Source organism: Pseudomonas sp. 5P_5.1_Bac1 (assembly GCF_025466015.1).
Lineage (GTDB): Bacteria > Pseudomonadota > Gammaproteobacteria > Pseudomonadales > Pseudomonadaceae > Aquipseudomonas.
Map to the genome: position 1 here is coordinate 73,184 of NZ_JANLNX010000037.1, position 16,121 is coordinate 89,304.

Sequence of the window (16,121 nt, forward strand, 5' to 3'; positions counted from 1 at the left end):
GTGCGGGGCGGGCAAGCCCGCCACCGCGTCGCCGTGGCTGCCCTTAGAACGAGTACTTGAGGCTCGCCATCACGTTGCGCGGCGCGCCGTAGTAGCCGGAGAACCACCAGTCGGAGACTGAGGTGATGTACTTCTTGTCGAACAGGTTGTCGACGTTCAACGTTGCCGAGAGATCGTCGCTGATGTCATAGCGGGTCATCAGGTTTACCACGGTATAGGGTTTCTGCTCCCAGTACAGGCTGCGGCTCACCTGCCACGTGTCGACGGTGGAGTAGGTCTTGCTCTGCCAATTGGCGCCACCGCCTACTGTCAGGCGGTTCCAATCGCCCGGCAGGCGGTAGGTTGTCCATAGCTTGACCAGATGACGGGGGAAGGTGGTAGTGATGCGCTCGCCTTCGGCGTTCTTCGATTGGCCATAGGTCCAAGAGGCCGAGACGTTCCAGTCGCTGCTCATCGCGCCGGTAACCTCCACGTCGAGTCCCTGGGTCTTGGCACCTTTGATGGCTCGGGAGGCAGCATTGTTGGTGCCAGGAATGGTGTAGCCGGGGTCTGTTTCTGTGAGATTGTCTTGGCGAATTTGGTAAAGCGCGACGGCGGTACTCAGGTCACCGCCCAGCCATTCGCTCTTGATCCCGGTTTCGAGGGTGGCGCCTTCGCGTGGGTCGATCAGTTGGCCATTACGATCCTGGGCCGTCTGCGGTTTGTAGATGGTTGCGTAGCTGAGGTACGCCGTGTGAGTCTCATTGATGTCGTAGACCAGCCCGCCGTAGGGTGTCCAAAGGTTGTTCTCCGATGCTGGCTTGGCGCTGTAGTAGTTGTACGTAGGATTGTTGGTGACTGCATTGGAGCTATAGCGGAACACCTTGGTACCCAGGATCAACTTGAGTTGCTCGCTCAGTGTGAAACGGCCGGCCGCATACACACTTGACTGACGCATGGGGTTATCGAACCTGACCAGAGCATCCCCATATTGGCCGACGCCCCTACGATCCCAGGTGTACAGATTCGCTGCGCTGTAGTTGAGGCCGCCCTGATCGAAGCTGCCAATCGTATAGTTGGTGACGTCCTGATAATCGGCGCCCAGTACGATGTCGTGCTGGGCGCCGAAGAGGGTTATCGGGCCTTGCACGTTGACATCGACACTGTCGAGCCTCACGCGATGATCACGGCGGTCGGCACTCAGACTAAGTCCATCACCCGTCTGCGAATTGGCAAAGCCCGCCGATACGTCCAGGTAGATCACATCTTCACGCTGTGACGAACTCAGGTGATTGGCGGAAATTTTCAGCTTCCAGTCGTGAGCCAGCGCCTGCTCAAGGCTAGCGAAAACCGTTGTGCTTTTGCTGTCGTAGCTGTTGTCGCGGCTGGCCGGGCTGAAAGAGCGCGAAAGATCGGTGCGTGAGCCATCGCTGTACCAAAGCGGGAAACCCAGGAAGGCTAGCGAGCCGTGGCTTTCACGGCGTTGATGTTCGACACCTGCGGTAAGAAGAGTGCTGTCCGTAAGATCGGCTTCCAGTACGCCGTAAAAAACCTTCTTTTCGAGACCGTAATGGTCGATGAAGCTATCACCATCCTGCCAGGCCGCGACGGCACGACCGCGCAACTTGTTCGACTCGATGAGCGACCCGGAAAGATCCAGCATGCTGCGTTTTTCGCCCCATGAGCCGACGCCGCCCTCGACGCTTCCCTGGAACTGGGTGGTAGGTTTCTTGCGGATCATGTTGATGGTGCCAGACGGATCGCCCGCGCCACTCATCAGGCCCGAAGAACCACGCAACACCTCGATGCGGTCGTAAACTGCCATATCCGCCGTGCTCTGGGCTACCTGAGGCGATAGTCCTTCGCCAAAAGCATTGGTGCTGATGCCATCGAGCTGATAGTTGGAGATGGCATAGCCGCGAGAAGTAAACCCGGCGCGCTCACTCCCCAGCGAATACTGGGTGACGCCCGGCACCTGCGCCATGACATCGCCGATCGTGGTTAACCCCTGGTCTTCCATTCGCTGCTTGGTCACGACACTGACAGATTGCGGTGTCTCGCGCAGTGTCAGGCCCAGCGGCGTTGCCGCGCCGATTGGTCCAGGCGCTACATACGAGCCGGTGCCTTCGCTGGCGATGCTGGAGTGTGTGCCCGTGACATTCGTCGCTTCAAGTTCCAACGAGTCGCCACTTTCCACGACCACTTCCAACGCATAGTTCTCTCCAGCCTTGAGCGCCCTCAGCCCCGTGCCAACCAACAACTGCGTCAGCCCGGCGTCCACAGAATAACTGCCATTCAGGCCTGCGCTCTGCTTGCCGGTAGTCAGCCGCGAGTTTACGGAGAGCAGAATGCCCGCCTCGCTGGCGAAGCGATTGAGGGTCTGGTCGAGGTTGCCGGCGGGGATGGCGTAGCTGCGGTTTTGTTCTGTGCTGGCCGTTTGTGCCAGGGCGGTGTCGATGACCAGTAACGGGCTGGTGGCGAGCAGGCCGGCGAACAGGGCGCGCGTGATCGACTGGCTGAGTGGTGAGCGTTGTGTGGCGGGCAGGTGCGGCATTCCGGGGGTCCTCTGAGAATGCTTCTTTATTGGGTTCAAGAGGTATCCCGAGCGAGCTGGCGAAACCGACAATGGACTTTTGAAAAAAGTGACAAGCTCCAAGCTCCAAGCTTCAAGTCAGAGACAAATACTGACCGTTCCCACGTCGCACACGCCGCGTCATCCTCACGCAAAGCGTAAGGAACGATCAGTTACTCGTTTCTTGGCCGTACGGTCACCCAGTAGCGGGTGACGCGCTGCACCTCGACCGGCAGTGATTGTTGCAGGGCGGCCAGTACGCGGTCGGTGTCGGCCAGGGGGAATACGCCGGTCAGCGGTAGGTCGGCGACGGCTGTGTCGCAGCGCAGGATGCCGGGGCGGTGGCGTGACAGTTCCTTGATGAATTGGCCCAGCGGCATACGTTCGGCAATCAGCCGGCCTTCGTTCCAGGCAATGGCGTTGCGGTCGGCCGGGACGATGTCGGCATTGCGCTCGGCGGAGAACCAGCGTTGCTGGCCGGACTGCAGGCGCGAGGTTTCAGCATGCCGGGGGCGCAGTTCCAGTTCGCCTGCATAGAGGTCGACGCGGCTGCCACCGTCGATTTCGTGCACGGCAAAACGGGTGCCGAGGGCTTGGATCTCACCGGCAGCGGTCTCGACGATCAACGGGCGTTTGGCCGGGTCGTGACCGCTGTCGAGTAGCAGTTCGCCGCCCAGTAACTGAATACGTCGCTCGCTTGCGCTGTAGCGGATATTCACCGCGCTACCGCTGTTCAGGGCCATCTGGGTGCCGTCGTCCAGAGTGCGTTGCAGGCGTTCACCGACGCCGCTGCGCAGGTCGGCCATGGCCTCGCGCCACGGCAACGTGCGTTGGACGATGACGCCGCTGCCGCCGATCAACAACAGGGTGGTCAGCAACTTCAGGGTGTGGCGGCGGCGCAGTTCCGGTTGCTGGCGCAGCACGTTCAGGCTGGTGGCCGCAGGGAGCTGAGTCAGCTCCTGCTGCAAGCGCCCCAGCCGTGACCAGGCCCGGCGGTGTTCGGCGTCGGCGGCCAGCCAAGCGTCGAAGCCCGCCTGTTGCCGGCTGTCCAGCGAGCCTTGCCAGTGCAGCATCAGCCAGTAGCTGGCTTGCTGTACCACGGTTTCGGCAATGGGCGCGTCGGTGTGCGGGTTCATTCGCTGTACATCACCGCGTAGCAGGCCTGGATCGCCCGGGTCATGTACTTCTGCACCGCGCTCAGGCTGACGTTCAGCCGTTCGGCGATCTGTGCGTAGCTCAGGCCCTCGAACTGCGACAGCAGGAATGCCTCGCGCACCTTGGCCGGCATGGCGTCGAGCATGCGGTCGATGCGCATCAGGGTTTCCATGATCAGGGCGCGGGTTTCAGGCGAGGGCTCCATGGCGTCTTCGGCGTGGGCGAGGGTGTCGAGGTAGGCCTGCTCGATGCGCTGGCGGCGCCATTGATCGATCACCAGATTGCGGGCGATCTGCAGCAGGTACTGACGGCCCTGGCCGAAGCCGGGCAGGCGGCGGGTGGCCAGCAGGCGGAGGAAGGTGTCCTGGGCGATATCGGCGGCATGTTCCCGGTCGGCGAGGCGTCGACGCAGCCAGCCTTGCAGCCAGCCGTGATGATCGGCATAGAGGTCGCGGATCTGCATCTGCACGCCTGACTCGGGCGAAGCCTCGACCACCTGCCTGTCCATGGATGTTTCCAGTTGTTAATGGGAATCGGTCGCAAGTGTAATGGCGGCGCTCACATTTGCAAACAGACAGTTTTTTCGGCGCCCCTCACGCCAACGCGCAGTTCCAGTTGTTGCGGATGGTCAGCCCATTGAAAACCACGTCGAAGCGGCGTTCGGTACGCAGGCCCTGCAGCTTGTCATCGACGACCGGCACTATCGGCAGGTTGTAGGTTCGCGCGCAGTGGGTAATGGCGTTGATGACCCGGTCGTCGGAATAGAACCCCATGACGTTGCCAAGCCCCGGAACGTCGTACAGCTCCGGATCGATCGCATCGACCAGGTACTGATGCCCCTGGTGAACGCAGACTTTGATGAAGATGCCGGTCACCGTCGTGGCGGTGCTGAACAGCCGGGAGGTGCCCAGCACCACGATCTCGTTGTAGTGCGACTCGCCACCGGTGCCCTGGGTCTGGGTGATCACCTGGGCCAGGTTCGGGTAGCTGTGCAAGGCGTGTTTCAAGGCCATGTTGTTCTGGCCTTTGGCGATGCCCCGGGCCTGGTCGATGCCATTCATGGTGCGGGCGTTGTCGTTGGGAAACTGGATGTCGCGAGGGGCGAAGCCGAAGATGTTCCACACCGGCGCATTGATGATCCAGCCCAGCGGCGAGGCCGTGGAGCACTTGGTGCTGGACAGCAGGCTGCAACTGAGCACCAGGCTGGAAATCGTCGCTGGGTTGGACAGCGAGCGCAGCACCGGCTTGGCGATCACCCGGTTGGGCGCCGAGCCTTCACCGATCACGTAATCGGCCCAGCCGGCGTCATCGCTGGCCACTTCTTTCTGGGCGCCGAAGCCGTGCACCAGCATGGGGAACGTTTCGCCGTGGGGGACCAGCGGGTTGTAGGTGCAGCGATAACCCCAGCCACTGACTTCGGCGTTGTTGAAGTCGGGGCACAGGTTACGCAGCTTGTTGCGCACGTCCCGTTCGGAGAGGTTCATGTGCGGCCACAGGCTGCGGACGTAATCTGGCCGGGCCAGCACATCCATGATCAGGTAAGCCCGCTTCAGGTCCGACGCGGAGTCGGTCAGCACCTGGGTCAGGGTGTTTTTCTGCGCCAGGGTCGCCCGGCTCAGGCGTTGCGCGACCAGCCTGCGTGCGGCCAGGCCGCAGACATTCTCGACCGCCCCGAGTGCCCACCTGGCTTGCGCGTGCTCGGCCAGCTCCAGTTGATCAAACATGCTCGACTGCTCCTTGAACCGCGCTTTGTGGGTGCGATGTCACTGTAATGGCAACTACGCGAGCGCTGAACAATAGTCGATCTTTTTGTTGCAGGGGAGGGGGTTGATGGACGTGCGCGGAAGGAGGGTTTCGGTGGAGCAGACCCGCCATCGAAGGCGGGCCTGCTCTGGACGGCTCAAGCCTTGCGCTTGAGCGGCTCACCGTCGAACTTCACCCCGGCCAGGCCGTGGGCGATGAGGGCGCGGATGTTGCCGTGGTCGCTGCCTTCAGGGGTGGCCAGCACCGAGCGGTAATGCTCGCCGAACGCCAGCAGCGCTTCCTGATCGCTCAGGCCTTCCAGCAGGGCCAGGCCGAGGGTCTTGCAGGAACCTTCGTTTTGTCCGGCCGTGCTTTCCACGCCGCCGTTGTTGAAGGCGCGCTGTTCGTAGTCATAGTGCTCGGCGATGAACGCCAGGGTGTCGGCGAAGGCGTGCTCGCCACTGTTGAGACGGGTACGCAGGGTGTTCAGGTCAGTCATGCGGTTTTCCTTTGGCGAACGCGGCTTGCTGCTCGGCGCTGGCTTCTTTCTGGTATTGGCTTTTCCATTGGTCGTAAGGCATGCCGTAGACCACCTCGCGGGCGTCATCCAGGCTGACCTCGATCTGGCGTTCGTCCGCAGCCGCCTTGTACCACTTGGACAGGCAGTTGCGGCAGAAACCGGACAGGTTCATCAGGTCGATGTTCTGCACATCGGTGCGGTTGCGCAGGTGTTCGACGAGGCGACGAAATGCCGCGGCTTCGAGTTCGAGTTGTTCTTGCGGGCTCATGGGCGTTCTCGTTGTCAGGCGATACGGTTTTTCAGATGACGGCCACCGTTGATGACCACGCTGCTGCCGGTGCTGTACTGGCTTTCGAGCAGGAACAACACCGCGTCGATCAGCGGCTGGGCACCGGGCTCGAATTCCAGCAGGGCCTTTTTCAGGGTCTGCTGGCGGTAGTGCTCGTCGCCGCCTTCCTTGAGGATCAACAGCCCCGGCAGGATGGCGTTGACCCGCACGCTGGGGGCGTACTTTTCTGCGAACGACAGCACCATATTCTGCAGCGCGGCCTTGGTCGCGGCATAGCCGATATGGCTCTTGCTGCCGCGGGACGACGTTTCGTCGCAGATGTGGATGATGTCGGATTTTTCCAGCTTGAGCAGTTGCTCGCCCAGCGCCAGGTTCAGGTGGTACGGCGCTTCGACGTGCAGCTTGAACATGGTGTTGAGGTTGTTCAGGTCATCGTCGAGCCACAACGAGGCGTTGTGGATGATGCCGCGCAGGCCGTCGTAGTGGCTGCGCAGGTGCTCGATGAGGGCTTCGCGGTCCCGTTCACTGCACAGGTCGGCCTGGAACTGGATGATATTCGGATGCGCCGCGGTCGGATTCTTGCTGCGGCTGGCGCTGACGACCGTGTGGCCGGCCTGCGCCAGTTGCGTGGCCAGCGCCAGCCCGACTCGCTGGCTGCCACCGGTAACTAGGATTGGGCTGTTCATAAGCGGGAACGATCAACTTTTCAGGTTCGCAGGGTCAGGTGCCAGCATACCCGAACTCGTCGCCATTGACCGCCCCCGGGGCCCTCAGCGGCTTTCCAGCGGACCGGGCCCGGGCGCTGCTGGCCGTGGGCTCTTGGCCGGGGCATTGAGCCAGTTGGCCAGGCAGCGGGTCGATAGCGGAATGAAGAAATAGACCATCAGCGGCGTCAGCCCAAGGGTGCTGAGCAGGATGCGCGGCAGCAGGCTCAGTTCGGCCAGCCAGTGACCGAACAGCAGGTTGAACGCCAGCGACACCGGAAAGAACGCCAGCCAGATTGCCACCGCCTGCTTCCAGCGCGGCGGGCGCTGCGCGGTGCTGTTGCCGAACCAGCCTTCGATGCCGCTGACGCGTTGTTCGGTGGGTTGCTGGAACAAGCCGTTGCCGCGGGCCAGCCAGGCGCTGCGCGAGGCGGAAAATTCCCAGGCGTGGAGGGTCTTTTCGTCGACGAAGCGGAAGATGATCTGGAACTCGTCGCCCTGGGGCGGCGGTGCGAGAACCCCGGAACCGAGGTAGCCGGGAAAATCGGTGGCGAGCTGCTCGCCTTCGTGCAGCCAGGCGATCATGTCCTGGTAACGGCCTTCGGCGACGCGCCGCGCGACCATCAGGGTAACGGGAGGGGTAGACATCGTGTATCTCCTGACGAATGCCCGCAGCGGGTAGCCGCGACCATGGAACGCAGCCCGGGGTGTTGGGCTGCGTCCGAAAACAAGCAAGGATTATTCCGTAAATTACGTGACTCGTCAGTGTTGGCGTGACGGAGTGCACAGATGGCCTTTGGCCCGAAGAGCATGTGAAGGGGTAGAATGCCGGACATTTCCTACAGCAGGCGGCGCTCCGGCGATGATCGACCCGACCTCACTCACGGACCGTGGGCTGCAACACGAAGAGTTGTTTCCCATCCGTGAAGTCTCGCGCCTGACCGGCATCAACCCGGTCACCCTGCGTGCCTGGGAGCGCCGTTATGGGCTGATCCAGCCGACGCGCACCGAAAGTGGGCACCGCTTGTATTCCCGCGCCGATATCGACGAGGTCCGCCATATCCTTGGCTGGATTGAGCGCGGCGTGGCGGTGAGCAAGGTGGGCAAGATTCTCGCCCGCAACCGCGGCGGTGAGGTGCGGCCCAGCGAAGTGGCCGATCCGCCGTCCGTCGACGACCACGAAAAATGGCAGGCGCTGCTGGGCCAGGCCGTGCGGGCGTTCGATGAAGTCCGGCTGGAGCGGGTCTACGGGCAGGTCTTTGCCAGCTATCCGCTAAGCGTGGTGTTCCAGGACATCCTGATGCCGGTCTGGCAGGAATTGCGGATCGCCCATGACGGCTTTGGCCGCACCAGCGAGTGGCTGTTTCTCGACACCTTCCTGCGCGCCCGGGCCTGGCAGCGCCTGCAGCTGGCGCGGGAGCAACAGGAGGTCCGCGTGGTACTGACGGCGCTGCCCGAGCAGTGCCGGGAGCTGGAGCTGCTGGTGTGTGCCTTGTTGCTGGGCAGCAGCGAGATTGCGGTGTCGGTCCTGGCGCCGGGCCAGCCGCTGGAAGAACTCAGCCTGGTCTGCGAGCGCATGGCGCCGGATGCGCTGGTGCTGTTCTCCAACCATTCACCCGCCGCCGATCTGCCCAAGCGTCTGGCGCGCCTGGCACTGGCGCTGGATTGCCCGCTGTTGTTTGCCGGCGAAGGGTCGGAGCTGGCTCAGGACAGCCTGGTCGGTTCGCAGATTATCTGCCTGGGGGGCGAGGGGCGTTTGATGCGGCGGCGTCTGCAACAAGCGTTGGACGGCCATCTGGATACCTGACGCCGCTCAGGAAGAATGCAGTTCCGGGTGGGCGAGGCGGTGCTGCTGGAGGATGTACTGGCGCAGCCGCTCGATTTCTTCCGGCGGGTGCTGGCTCAACTTGTAGGCCGCCAGTCCTTCGGCGGTCAGCCGTTGCAAGGTGCCGCGCAGGGCGATTGGCGCGATGCCGTCGGGGCTGAACCAGAGGTTGAAGGTTTTTGGCGATTTCTTGCCGGCCGGTACTTCCACCAGCGCACCCTTGAAGGAAATTTCCCGGACTTTCAGGCCGCTGCTCAGGCCCAGTTCGTCTTCGAGCATCACCGGCGTGTCCAGCGTCAGGCGCCAGGGCCGGACCACTTCGCCTTCTTCATAGATGCTCGGGGCGCCGACTTGCAGGTGCAGGGCATGGAATTCATCTTCCACCAGCACCAGCGGAAAACTCATCTGCTGGTTCTCGAACTGCGCCTGCACGGTCACCTGCTCATTGGCCACCAGTCGGGTGAGCAACGCCTGGACTTCGCTGCGGCCATTGAGGCGCAGGCTGGAGTTGGGGTCGACGCGGTTGAGCTGGGGCGAGCGGTGAACGCTCTGGATAAAGTCCAGCTCATCCTGAGTCAGAAGGGCATCGGCTTGCATGATAGGGAATGCCGCGAATTTTCCGGGTGATAAGTGGACAGCAAATCCGTGCCTTGGTTTAGGACCGCTGGTCGTTTTCCAGGCGCAGGATGCGTTCCCGAGCCTCGGCCAGCTCGCGTTCCAGTTCTGCCACGCGCTGCTCGGCGTGCACTGGGCGGCTGACGTCTTTCTGAATACCGATGAAATAGGTGAGCTGGTCGGCTTCGTTGAACACCGGCGTGATCGACAGCTCGTTCCAGAACGCGCTGCCGTCCTTGCGGTAGTTGCGCAGCACTTCCCGGCACGGCTGGCCGCTCTGCAGCGCCTGGCGAATCCGCTCGCGAGCGGGCTGGTCGCGGTCGTCTCCTTGGAGGAAGCGACAGTCGCTGTAGAGGATCTCATTGGCGTCGTAACCCGTCAGGCGCTCGAACGCCGGGTTCACGTAGATCAGGATGGTGTCGTCGCCTTCCTGTTCGGCGACCACGATGCCGTCGTTGGAGGCATCGATCATGCGTTGCAGCAAGGTGGCGTTGATCATGGGTAACCGGTGCGTAGGCAACTGGAGTGGGCAATTCTAGTGCATTGGCGGTCGGCGGATAAGGCCTTTTGCCAGTGACGGGTGTTAGTATCCTACGCTTTTGCTCAGCTACGGAATCCGCTATGAAAGTCGTCATCCTGTCCGGCTCGGTCTATGGCACCGCCGAAGAAGTCGCCCGTCATGCCCAGTCACTGCTCAAGGCTGCGGGTTTTGACACGTTGCACGCTGCCCGTGCGACCCTCGCCGATGTTCAGGCATTCGCCCCCGAAGCATTTCTTGCCGTGACTTCCACCACTGGCATGGGCGAATTGCCTGACGGCCTGGTGCCGCTGTTCAGCGAAATCCGTGACAGCCTGCCGGCCGCGTGGCGTGGTCGGCCGGGTGCGGTAGTGGCGCTGGGCGATTCCAGCTACGGCGATACCTTCTGTGGCGGCGGCGAGCAACTGCGCGAACTGTTCGCCGAACTGGGCGTCGAGGAAGTCCAGCCGATGCTGCGCCTGGACGCCAGCGAAACCGTGACCCCGGAAACCGATGCCGAACCCTGGCTGGCCGAGTTCATCGGCAAGCTGCGGGGCTGATCAGCCCGGCGGGTTTTCCTGCAACAGTTGCAACCAGGCCCGCGCCGCCGCCGACAGGTACGCGCCGCGGCGCCAGATGAAGGCGATGTCCCAGCGCAGGTCGCGGGGTTCGGTCAGGCTCAGGCGAACCACGCCGGGCCGCTCCAGCGCCCGCGCCACCACGCGCGGCAGCAACACCACGCCTTGGCCGGCGGCCACCAGCGCGGCAAGAAAGTCCGCCTGGCCGCTGCGGCCACCTTCCTTCGGCGTGAAGCCCAAGGCCTGACAGGCACTGAGCAGCCGGTCATTCAGCACGAAGCTGCGCTGATACAGCAGGAACGGCGTCTGCGCCAACTCCGCCAACTGCACACTGCCATTGCCGGCCAGCGGATGGTCCAGCGGTAGCAGCGCGTCCAGCGGCTCGTTGCAGAACGGTTGATGGTCGAAGGCCGGGTCCTGCGGCGTGAGGCTGCCGCCCAGTTCCAGTTCGCCACTGAGCACCGACTGTTCGATGGAACGGCTGCCGCCTTCGAGCAGGTGCACGGTGATATTCGGATAACGCCGACGGTACTCGGCGAACAGTCCGGCGAACAGCGCATCACTTCCCAGCAGCGGCAGGCCCAGGCGCAACTCGCCGCGGGCCAGTTGGCTGAGGTCGTCCAGTTCGTTCTGCAGGGCCTGGCGCAGGTGCAGCATGTCTTCGCCGCGCTCCAGCACGACCTTGCCAGCGGCGGTCAGATGCAGGCGCGACGCGTGCCGTTCCAGCAGCACCACGCCAAGATCCTGCTCCAGTTGCGCCACCTGCTTGCTCACGGCGGACTGGCTGATGTGCAGGGTCTGCGCGGCTTGGGTGAAACCGCCGCGGTGCACCACTTCGATGAAGCTGCGCAGTTGCTTGAAGTCCATGGTCTGGATTCCGTTTTGGAATGCTTCTCAGTCTAACAATTCGCTTTTTGCATATATGAGCAAATTTTACAATGGGCTCCCCTGAGGACCCTTCGATGAAACTCGTGAACCTGAAATTCCTTGCGCGCCTGCTAGCCGAGCTGGGCGTGCTGCTGGCGCTTTACCTGCTCGGCGGGCAGTTGGCGAGCTGGTTGGGGTGGCCGATTCCCGGTGGCGTGATCGGCCTGGCGCTGCTGCTGGCACTGTTCGCCAGCGGCTGGCTCAAGCCCGCCGCCTTGCAGCGGGGCGCTGCGGTATTGATGGCGGAAATGCTGCTGTTCTTTATCCCGGCGCTAATGAGCCTGCTGGACTACGGCACGCTGCTGCGCAGCGACGGCTGGCGGATTCTGCTGGTGATCGCCGTCAGCACGTTGCTGGTGATGCTGGTGACCGCCTTCACTGTGGAATGGGTTTGCCGCCGGAGCCTGCGCCATGAGCCTTGAACCGATGCCGCTGTTCTGGCTGGCGCTGACGGTGGCGACCTACCTCGGCAGCCGCTGGCTGTACCGGCGGACCGGGCGTTATCTGCTGTCGCCGCTGATTCTGGTGCCCGCCGTGTTGCTGGCCATTGCTGTGCCGCTGCACACCGCCTACGCCGAATATTCCCGCGACACCCACTGGTTGATGGCGGTGCTCGGCCCGGTGACCGTGGCCTTCGCCGTACCGATCTGGCAGCAGCGGCGCCTGCTCGCCCGGCACTGGCCGGCGTTGGGTCTGGGCATGCTGATGGGCAGTGCGGCGTCGATCGCCAGTTCCTGGGCGCTGGCGCGGCTGCTGTCGCTGGACAGCGCGGTGAGCCTGTCGCTGCTGCCGCGTTCGATCACCACGCCGTTCGCCATGCCGCTGGCCCAGGAGCTGGGCGGCGTACCGGAACTGACTGCGGTGTTCGTGATGTTCACCGGCGTGCTCGGTGCGTTGTTCGGTGGCGTGCTGTTGCGCTGGCTGCCGCTGCGCACGCCACTGGCCCGCGGCGCGTTGTTCGGCGTCGGTGCCCACGGCGCGGGCGTCAGCCGGGCCCATGAGGTGGGCGGCGAAGAGGGTTCCGTGGCGGGGCTGGTGATGGTCCTGACCGGTTTGCTCAACCTGTTTGCCGCGCCACTGTTGTCGGCGCTGCTCTGACATTTGGCGCGGCTGACTCGCAGGGTCATCAAGCTGGCTGCGAAGGCAACTTTCGATTCGGGCAGGCGTGACTATGCTGTCCAACAGAGCACAGAACATGTGCCGCGTGCCCGACACTTAACACAACCCTCTAACCGAGATCCCGCTAATGCCATTGGCAGAGATACCTCTGTGCGTCTGGCGTACACGGAGCCTGGGATTCACGTTCCGCGGCCAGAGCATTCGCTACTGGACGGCAGGGCAGGGAGAGCCACTGCTACTCATTCACGGATTTCCCACCGCCAGTTGGGACTGGCATTACCTCTGGCAGCCGCTGGCCCAGCGTTTTCGCCTGATCGCCTGCGACATGCTCGGCTTCGGCGATTCGGCCAAACCGCCGCGACACCGCTACAGCCTGCTGGAGCAGGCTGATCTGCAACAGGCGTTGCTGGCACACCTGCAGGTGCATGAACCCGTGCACATCCTTGCCCACGACTACGGCGGCAGCGTCGCCCAGGAACTGTTGGCCCGACACCATGAAGGCGTGGCCGAAGTCGCCACGTGCGCCTTTCTCAACGCCGGCTTGTTTCCCGAACGTCACCGCTCGCTGCTTGCCCAGCGCTTGCTGCTCAGCCACCTCGGCTGGCTGGTGGCGCGGACCTTCAATCGCGATGATCTGGTGCACAGCGTCAGCCAGATCTATGGCCCCTGCACTCAGCCCAGTGAAAGCGCGCTGGACGATTGCTGGAGCCTGATCACCTCGAACCGCGGCAATCGCATCCTGCACCGATTGTCGGCCTACGTGCCCGAGCGCCTAGCCTATCGAGAGCGGTGGGTGGGCGCGTTGCAACAGGCGCGGATGCCGTTGCGCTTCATCAGCGGCGCGGTGGACCCGGTGTGCGGTGCGCACATGCTCGAGCGCTACCGTGAACTAGTGCCGCTGCCCGACACCGTGACCCTTCCGGGCATCGGTCACTACCCGCATACCGAAGCACCGGCGCAGGTGCTGCGGCACTACCTGGATTTTCGCCAGCAACCCTTGACCAGCAGCCTGCAGAAAGTCGCCTGGTCCTGACCCCGTCGTCACTTATTGCCCGCCATTCAGCGTCCGCCCGGTTGATTGTTCCGGGTCGGGCGCTGGTCGACACTGCGCGTTCCGTTCCCTGTTCAGTTGGAGTTGTGCCATGACCGATTCGGTGCGCCTGGAAGACAAAGTGGTGATCGTCACGGGAGCCGGCGGCGGCCTCGGCCGCGCCCACGCCCTGCTGTTCGCTCGCCACGGGGCGAAAGTGGTGGTCAACGACCTGGGCGGCTCGACCCACGGCGAGGGCGCCAATGCCTCGGCGGCGGACCGCGTGGTGGCGCAGATCCGCGAAGCGGGCGGCACCGCGGTGGCCAACCATGATTCGGTCACCGACGGCCAGCGCATCGTCGAACAGGCCCTGGACAGTTTCGGCCGCATCGACGTGGTGGTGAACAACGCGGGCATCCTGCGGGACAAGACCTTCCACAAAATGGACGACGCCGATTGGGACCTGGTCTACAAGGTCCACGTCGAGGGCGCCTACAAAGTCACTCGCGCCGCCTGGCCGCATTTGCGCGAGCAGAACTGGGGGCGGGTGATCTTCACCTCGTCGACCTCGGGCATCTACGGCAACTTTGGCCAGGCCAACTACGGCATGGCCAAGCTCGGCCTGTACGGCCTGACCCGCACCCTGGCGCTGGAAGGGCGCAAGAGCGGCGTGCTGGTCAACGCCATCGCCCCCACGGGCGGCACGCGGATGACCGAAGGGCTGATCCCGCCGCAGGTGTTCGAACAGCTCAAGCCCGAGCTGATCAGTCCGCTGGTGGTGTACCTGGGCAGCGAGCAGTGCCAGGACAGCGGCAACCTCTATGAAGTTGGCGGCGGCTGGATCGGCCAGGTGCGCTGGGAGCGCAGCCTGGGCGCCGGTTTCGATCCGCAGCAGGGTTTCAGCGTCGAAGACGTCGCGGCCAATTGGGGTCGCATTGGCGACTTTGAAGGCGCGGTGCATCCGAAGGACAGCCTGGAAGCGCTGCAACAGATGATGGCCAATCTGCAGGCGTTCGCCGGTCGCTGAAGCGGCCCGTTTCCCGTCGTGATCTATGCTGGAAGGCCGTGATCGCGACATGGAGTGCGAACGATGTATGAATCAAAAAATGACACCGTCATCTCGGCCGAACAGTTTCGTAGCCGCCTGCTGCTGCATGCGCTGGGCGCGGGTTTGCTGGTGGTGGGCTCGATCCTGATCGGGGTGACCGGGCATCTGTATTTCGAAGAAGGCGTGAAGTGGTACGACGCGGCGTTCAACGCCACCTTGCTGCTGGGTGGGATGGGGCCGGTGGACTTGCCGGAGACGCCGGGCGGCAAGGTGTTTTTCGCTGTGTACGGGTTGTACGTGGGCCTGGTGTTTGTCGCCAGCATCGGCCTGATTCTGGCGCCGGTGGCGCACCGGTTGTTGCACCGGTTTCATTGTGACGACTGATTTGGCGACGCCATAAAAAAGGCCGCTGCAAAGGCAGCGGCCAAGTAAGACGCAGATCAAGGAGCTTCAAAATCAACGTCGGTGAAACTGAAGGGTGACGCTTCGGAACAACAATCGAGGAGCACTCTAGGGGGAGAGTATTAACCGACCATTAAGGGGGCCGAAGCGTCAACTTCGCGCCTTGGCGAACACCGGATCGCCAAGACAGGACAAAGGATAGTCAGCTCCAACCTGCGGAAAAATAGTGCTTTCTGACATTCACTGTTGCGCTGCTCGCAACAGTGCACCAAAGCGGGTCACTGCGCCTCTTCATAGCCCATTCGCCAACTGATCGCCTTCGCCGTCGCCAGCAGCGTCTCGGCGGCGGGGCCTTGTTCGTCGGCATGGAAGATCGAGGTCGGGCCAACCACGGTGATCACCGCAGCAATCTTGCGCATCGCGTTGAACACCGGCGCCGACAGCGCGTCCACCCCCGGCATCAGCAAACCGTGCACATGGTGCAGGCCGCGTTCGCGGATGCGGGCGAACAGCTCGTCGTACTCCGCAGCGCTGTGCCCGGCTTGCGCCAGTTCCTCGTCACGCAACTCGATGGTTTCCCGCTCCGGCAGGTAGGCGCCGAACACCAGCCCGGTGGACGAGCTGAGCAGCGGCAGCACCGAACCGATCTGCGTGACCACCGTCACCGCGCGCACCGCCGGCTCGATATTCACCACCGTCGCACCCTGGTTGCCCCACACGGCGATGAAGCAGCTTTCATTCAGCTCGTCGCGCAATTGCGACAGCGGCATCGCCGCGACTTTCAGCACCTCCATTCCGCCCAATGCCGCCAGGCCGACCCGCAGCGCTTCACGGCCCAGGCCGTAGTGGTTGGTGGCCTGGTCCTGCTCGGCGAACCCGCTGGCGATCAGCGCCTGGAGATAGCGGTGGACCTTGCTCGCCGGCATCTGCACGTGCTCGGCCAGGCGCGACAGCGAGGTGGCCGGGGACAACTGCGCGAGGGCCTTGAGGATGTCGGTGCCGACTTCCGCCGAGCGAACCTTCTGTTTGCCGTTGTCGGCGGGGGGCGTGGCTTTGGGCATGGGTGTGTTCACTGTGCGGGGCAGGAATTCGGAGATG

The 16,121-nt window shown here is 63.3% G+C and carries 19 protein-coding genes; 7 read left to right on the top strand and 12 right to left on the bottom strand.

The window, feature by feature from the left end; all coding sequences use genetic code 11:
* Positions 1-43 precede the first annotated feature (43 nt).
* The 8 genes from NTD82_RS06490 to NTD82_RS06525 all read right to left on the bottom strand — a co-directional run bounded on the left by NTD82_RS06490 (position 44) and on the right by NTD82_RS06525 (position 7,610).
* Positions 44-2,533, bottom strand: coding sequence for a TonB-dependent siderophore receptor (locus NTD82_RS06490; protein ID WP_262128123.1), 2,490 nt, complete (start codon positions 2,531-2,533; stop codon positions 44-46).
* Positions 2,534-2,724: 191 nt separating this feature from the next.
* Positions 2,725-3,687, bottom strand: a complete 963-nt coding sequence (locus tag NTD82_RS06495; protein ID WP_262128124.1) for a FecR domain-containing protein — start codon at positions 3,685-3,687, stop codon at positions 2,725-2,727.
* A complete protein-coding gene (locus tag NTD82_RS06500) occupies positions 3,684-4,214 on the bottom strand; it encodes a sigma-70 family RNA polymerase sigma factor (protein WP_262128125.1) in 531 nt (176 codons plus the stop codon). Before NTD82_RS06500 ends, NTD82_RS06495 begins: the two co-directional genes overlap by 4 nt.
* Positions 4,215-4,299: 85 nt before the next feature.
* Positions 4,300-5,430: a hypothetical protein gene (locus tag NTD82_RS06505; RefSeq protein WP_262128126.1), complete on the bottom strand. Its 1,131-nt coding sequence runs from the start codon at positions 5,428-5,430 to the stop codon at positions 4,300-4,302.
* A gap of 176 nt (positions 5,431-5,606) precedes the next feature.
* A complete protein-coding gene (locus NTD82_RS06510; RefSeq protein WP_262128127.1) occupies positions 5,607-5,948 on the bottom strand; it encodes a HopJ type III effector protein in 342 nt (113 codons plus the stop codon).
* Positions 5,941-6,237: a DUF1244 domain-containing protein gene (locus tag NTD82_RS06515; RefSeq protein WP_095154441.1), complete on the bottom strand. Its 297-nt coding sequence runs from the start codon at positions 6,235-6,237 to the stop codon at positions 5,941-5,943. The genes NTD82_RS06510 and NTD82_RS06515 overlap by 8 nt, the downstream gene beginning before the upstream one ends.
* 14 nt (positions 6,238-6,251) lie before the next feature.
* Positions 6,252-6,944, bottom strand: a complete 693-nt coding sequence (folM, locus tag NTD82_RS06520; protein ID WP_175652060.1) for a dihydromonapterin reductase — start codon at positions 6,942-6,944, stop codon at positions 6,252-6,254.
* 84 nt (positions 6,945-7,028) lie between these two features.
* Positions 7,029-7,610 (bottom strand): antibiotic biosynthesis monooxygenase, encoded by a 582-nt coding sequence (locus NTD82_RS06525; protein ID WP_262128128.1) that lies wholly within the window; start codon positions 7,608-7,610, stop codon positions 7,029-7,031.
* Positions 7,611-7,824: 214 nt separating this feature from the next.
* Here NTD82_RS06525 and NTD82_RS06530 point away from each other — a divergent pair, with 214 nt between their 5' ends.
* Positions 7,825-8,769: a MerR family transcriptional regulator gene (locus NTD82_RS06530; RefSeq protein ID WP_262128129.1), complete on the top strand. Its 945-nt coding sequence runs from the start codon at positions 7,825-7,827 to the stop codon at positions 8,767-8,769.
* A gap of 6 nt (positions 8,770-8,775) precedes the next feature.
* Here NTD82_RS06530 and NTD82_RS06535 read toward each other — a convergent pair whose 3' ends face one another.
* Both NTD82_RS06535 and NTD82_RS06540 read right to left on the bottom strand, forming a co-directional pair.
* Complete coding sequence (locus tag NTD82_RS06535; protein ID WP_095154448.1) at positions 8,776-9,384, bottom strand: hypothetical protein; 609 nt, start codon at positions 9,382-9,384, stop codon at positions 8,776-8,778.
* A 58-nt stretch (positions 9,385-9,442) separates the two neighbouring features.
* The gene (locus NTD82_RS06540) at positions 9,443-9,901 is read right to left on the bottom strand and encodes a PAS domain-containing protein (RefSeq protein WP_095154450.1); all 459 of its coding nucleotides are present in this window, start codon (positions 9,899-9,901) and stop codon (positions 9,443-9,445) included.
* Positions 9,902-10,023: 122 nt separating this feature from the next.
* On the opposite strand from NTD82_RS06540, the gene NTD82_RS06545 reads away from it, so the two are divergent.
* A complete protein-coding gene (locus NTD82_RS06545; protein WP_262128130.1) occupies positions 10,024-10,479 on the top strand; it encodes a flavodoxin in 456 nt (151 codons plus the stop codon).
* Here NTD82_RS06545 and NTD82_RS06550 read toward each other — a convergent pair whose 3' ends face one another.
* Entirely contained in the window at positions 10,480-11,364 is an 885-nt protein-coding gene (locus NTD82_RS06550; RefSeq protein ID WP_262128131.1) for a LysR family transcriptional regulator, read from the bottom strand.
* Between the two features lie 95 nt (positions 11,365-11,459).
* Here NTD82_RS06550 and NTD82_RS06555 point away from each other — a divergent pair, with 95 nt between their 5' ends.
* The 5 genes from NTD82_RS06555 (at position 11,460) to NTD82_RS06575 (ending at position 15,005) form a co-directional block, all read left to right on the top strand.
* Positions 11,460-11,846 carry a CidA/LrgA family protein gene (locus NTD82_RS06555; RefSeq protein ID WP_262128132.1) on the top strand — a complete coding sequence of 129 codons (387 nt, stop codon included), beginning with the start codon at positions 11,460-11,462 and terminating at the stop codon, positions 11,844-11,846.
* Positions 11,836-12,522: an LrgB family protein gene (locus NTD82_RS06560; RefSeq protein ID WP_262128133.1), complete on the top strand. Its 687-nt coding sequence runs from the start codon at positions 11,836-11,838 to the stop codon at positions 12,520-12,522. Before NTD82_RS06555 ends, NTD82_RS06560 begins: the two co-directional genes overlap by 11 nt.
* Before the next feature lie 148 nt (positions 12,523-12,670).
* Positions 12,671-13,576, top strand: coding sequence for an alpha/beta fold hydrolase (locus tag NTD82_RS06565; protein ID WP_262128134.1), 906 nt, complete (start codon positions 12,671-12,673; stop codon positions 13,574-13,576).
* A 109-nt stretch (positions 13,577-13,685) separates the two neighbouring features.
* On the top strand, positions 13,686-14,600 hold the full coding sequence (locus NTD82_RS06570) for an SDR family oxidoreductase (protein ID WP_262128135.1): 915 nt from the start codon (positions 13,686-13,688) through the stop codon (positions 14,598-14,600).
* A gap of 63 nt (positions 14,601-14,663) precedes the next feature.
* Positions 14,664-15,005: a superinfection exclusion B family protein gene (locus NTD82_RS06575; RefSeq protein ID WP_262128136.1), complete on the top strand. Its 342-nt coding sequence runs from the start codon at positions 14,664-14,666 to the stop codon at positions 15,003-15,005.
* A 296-nt stretch (positions 15,006-15,301) separates the two neighbouring features.
* On the opposite strand, the gene NTD82_RS06580 is transcribed toward NTD82_RS06575, so the two are convergent.
* A complete protein-coding gene (locus NTD82_RS06580; protein ID WP_262128137.1) occupies positions 15,302-16,084 on the bottom strand; it encodes an IclR family transcriptional regulator in 783 nt (260 codons plus the stop codon).
* Between the last annotated feature and the right edge of the window lie 37 nt (positions 16,085-16,121).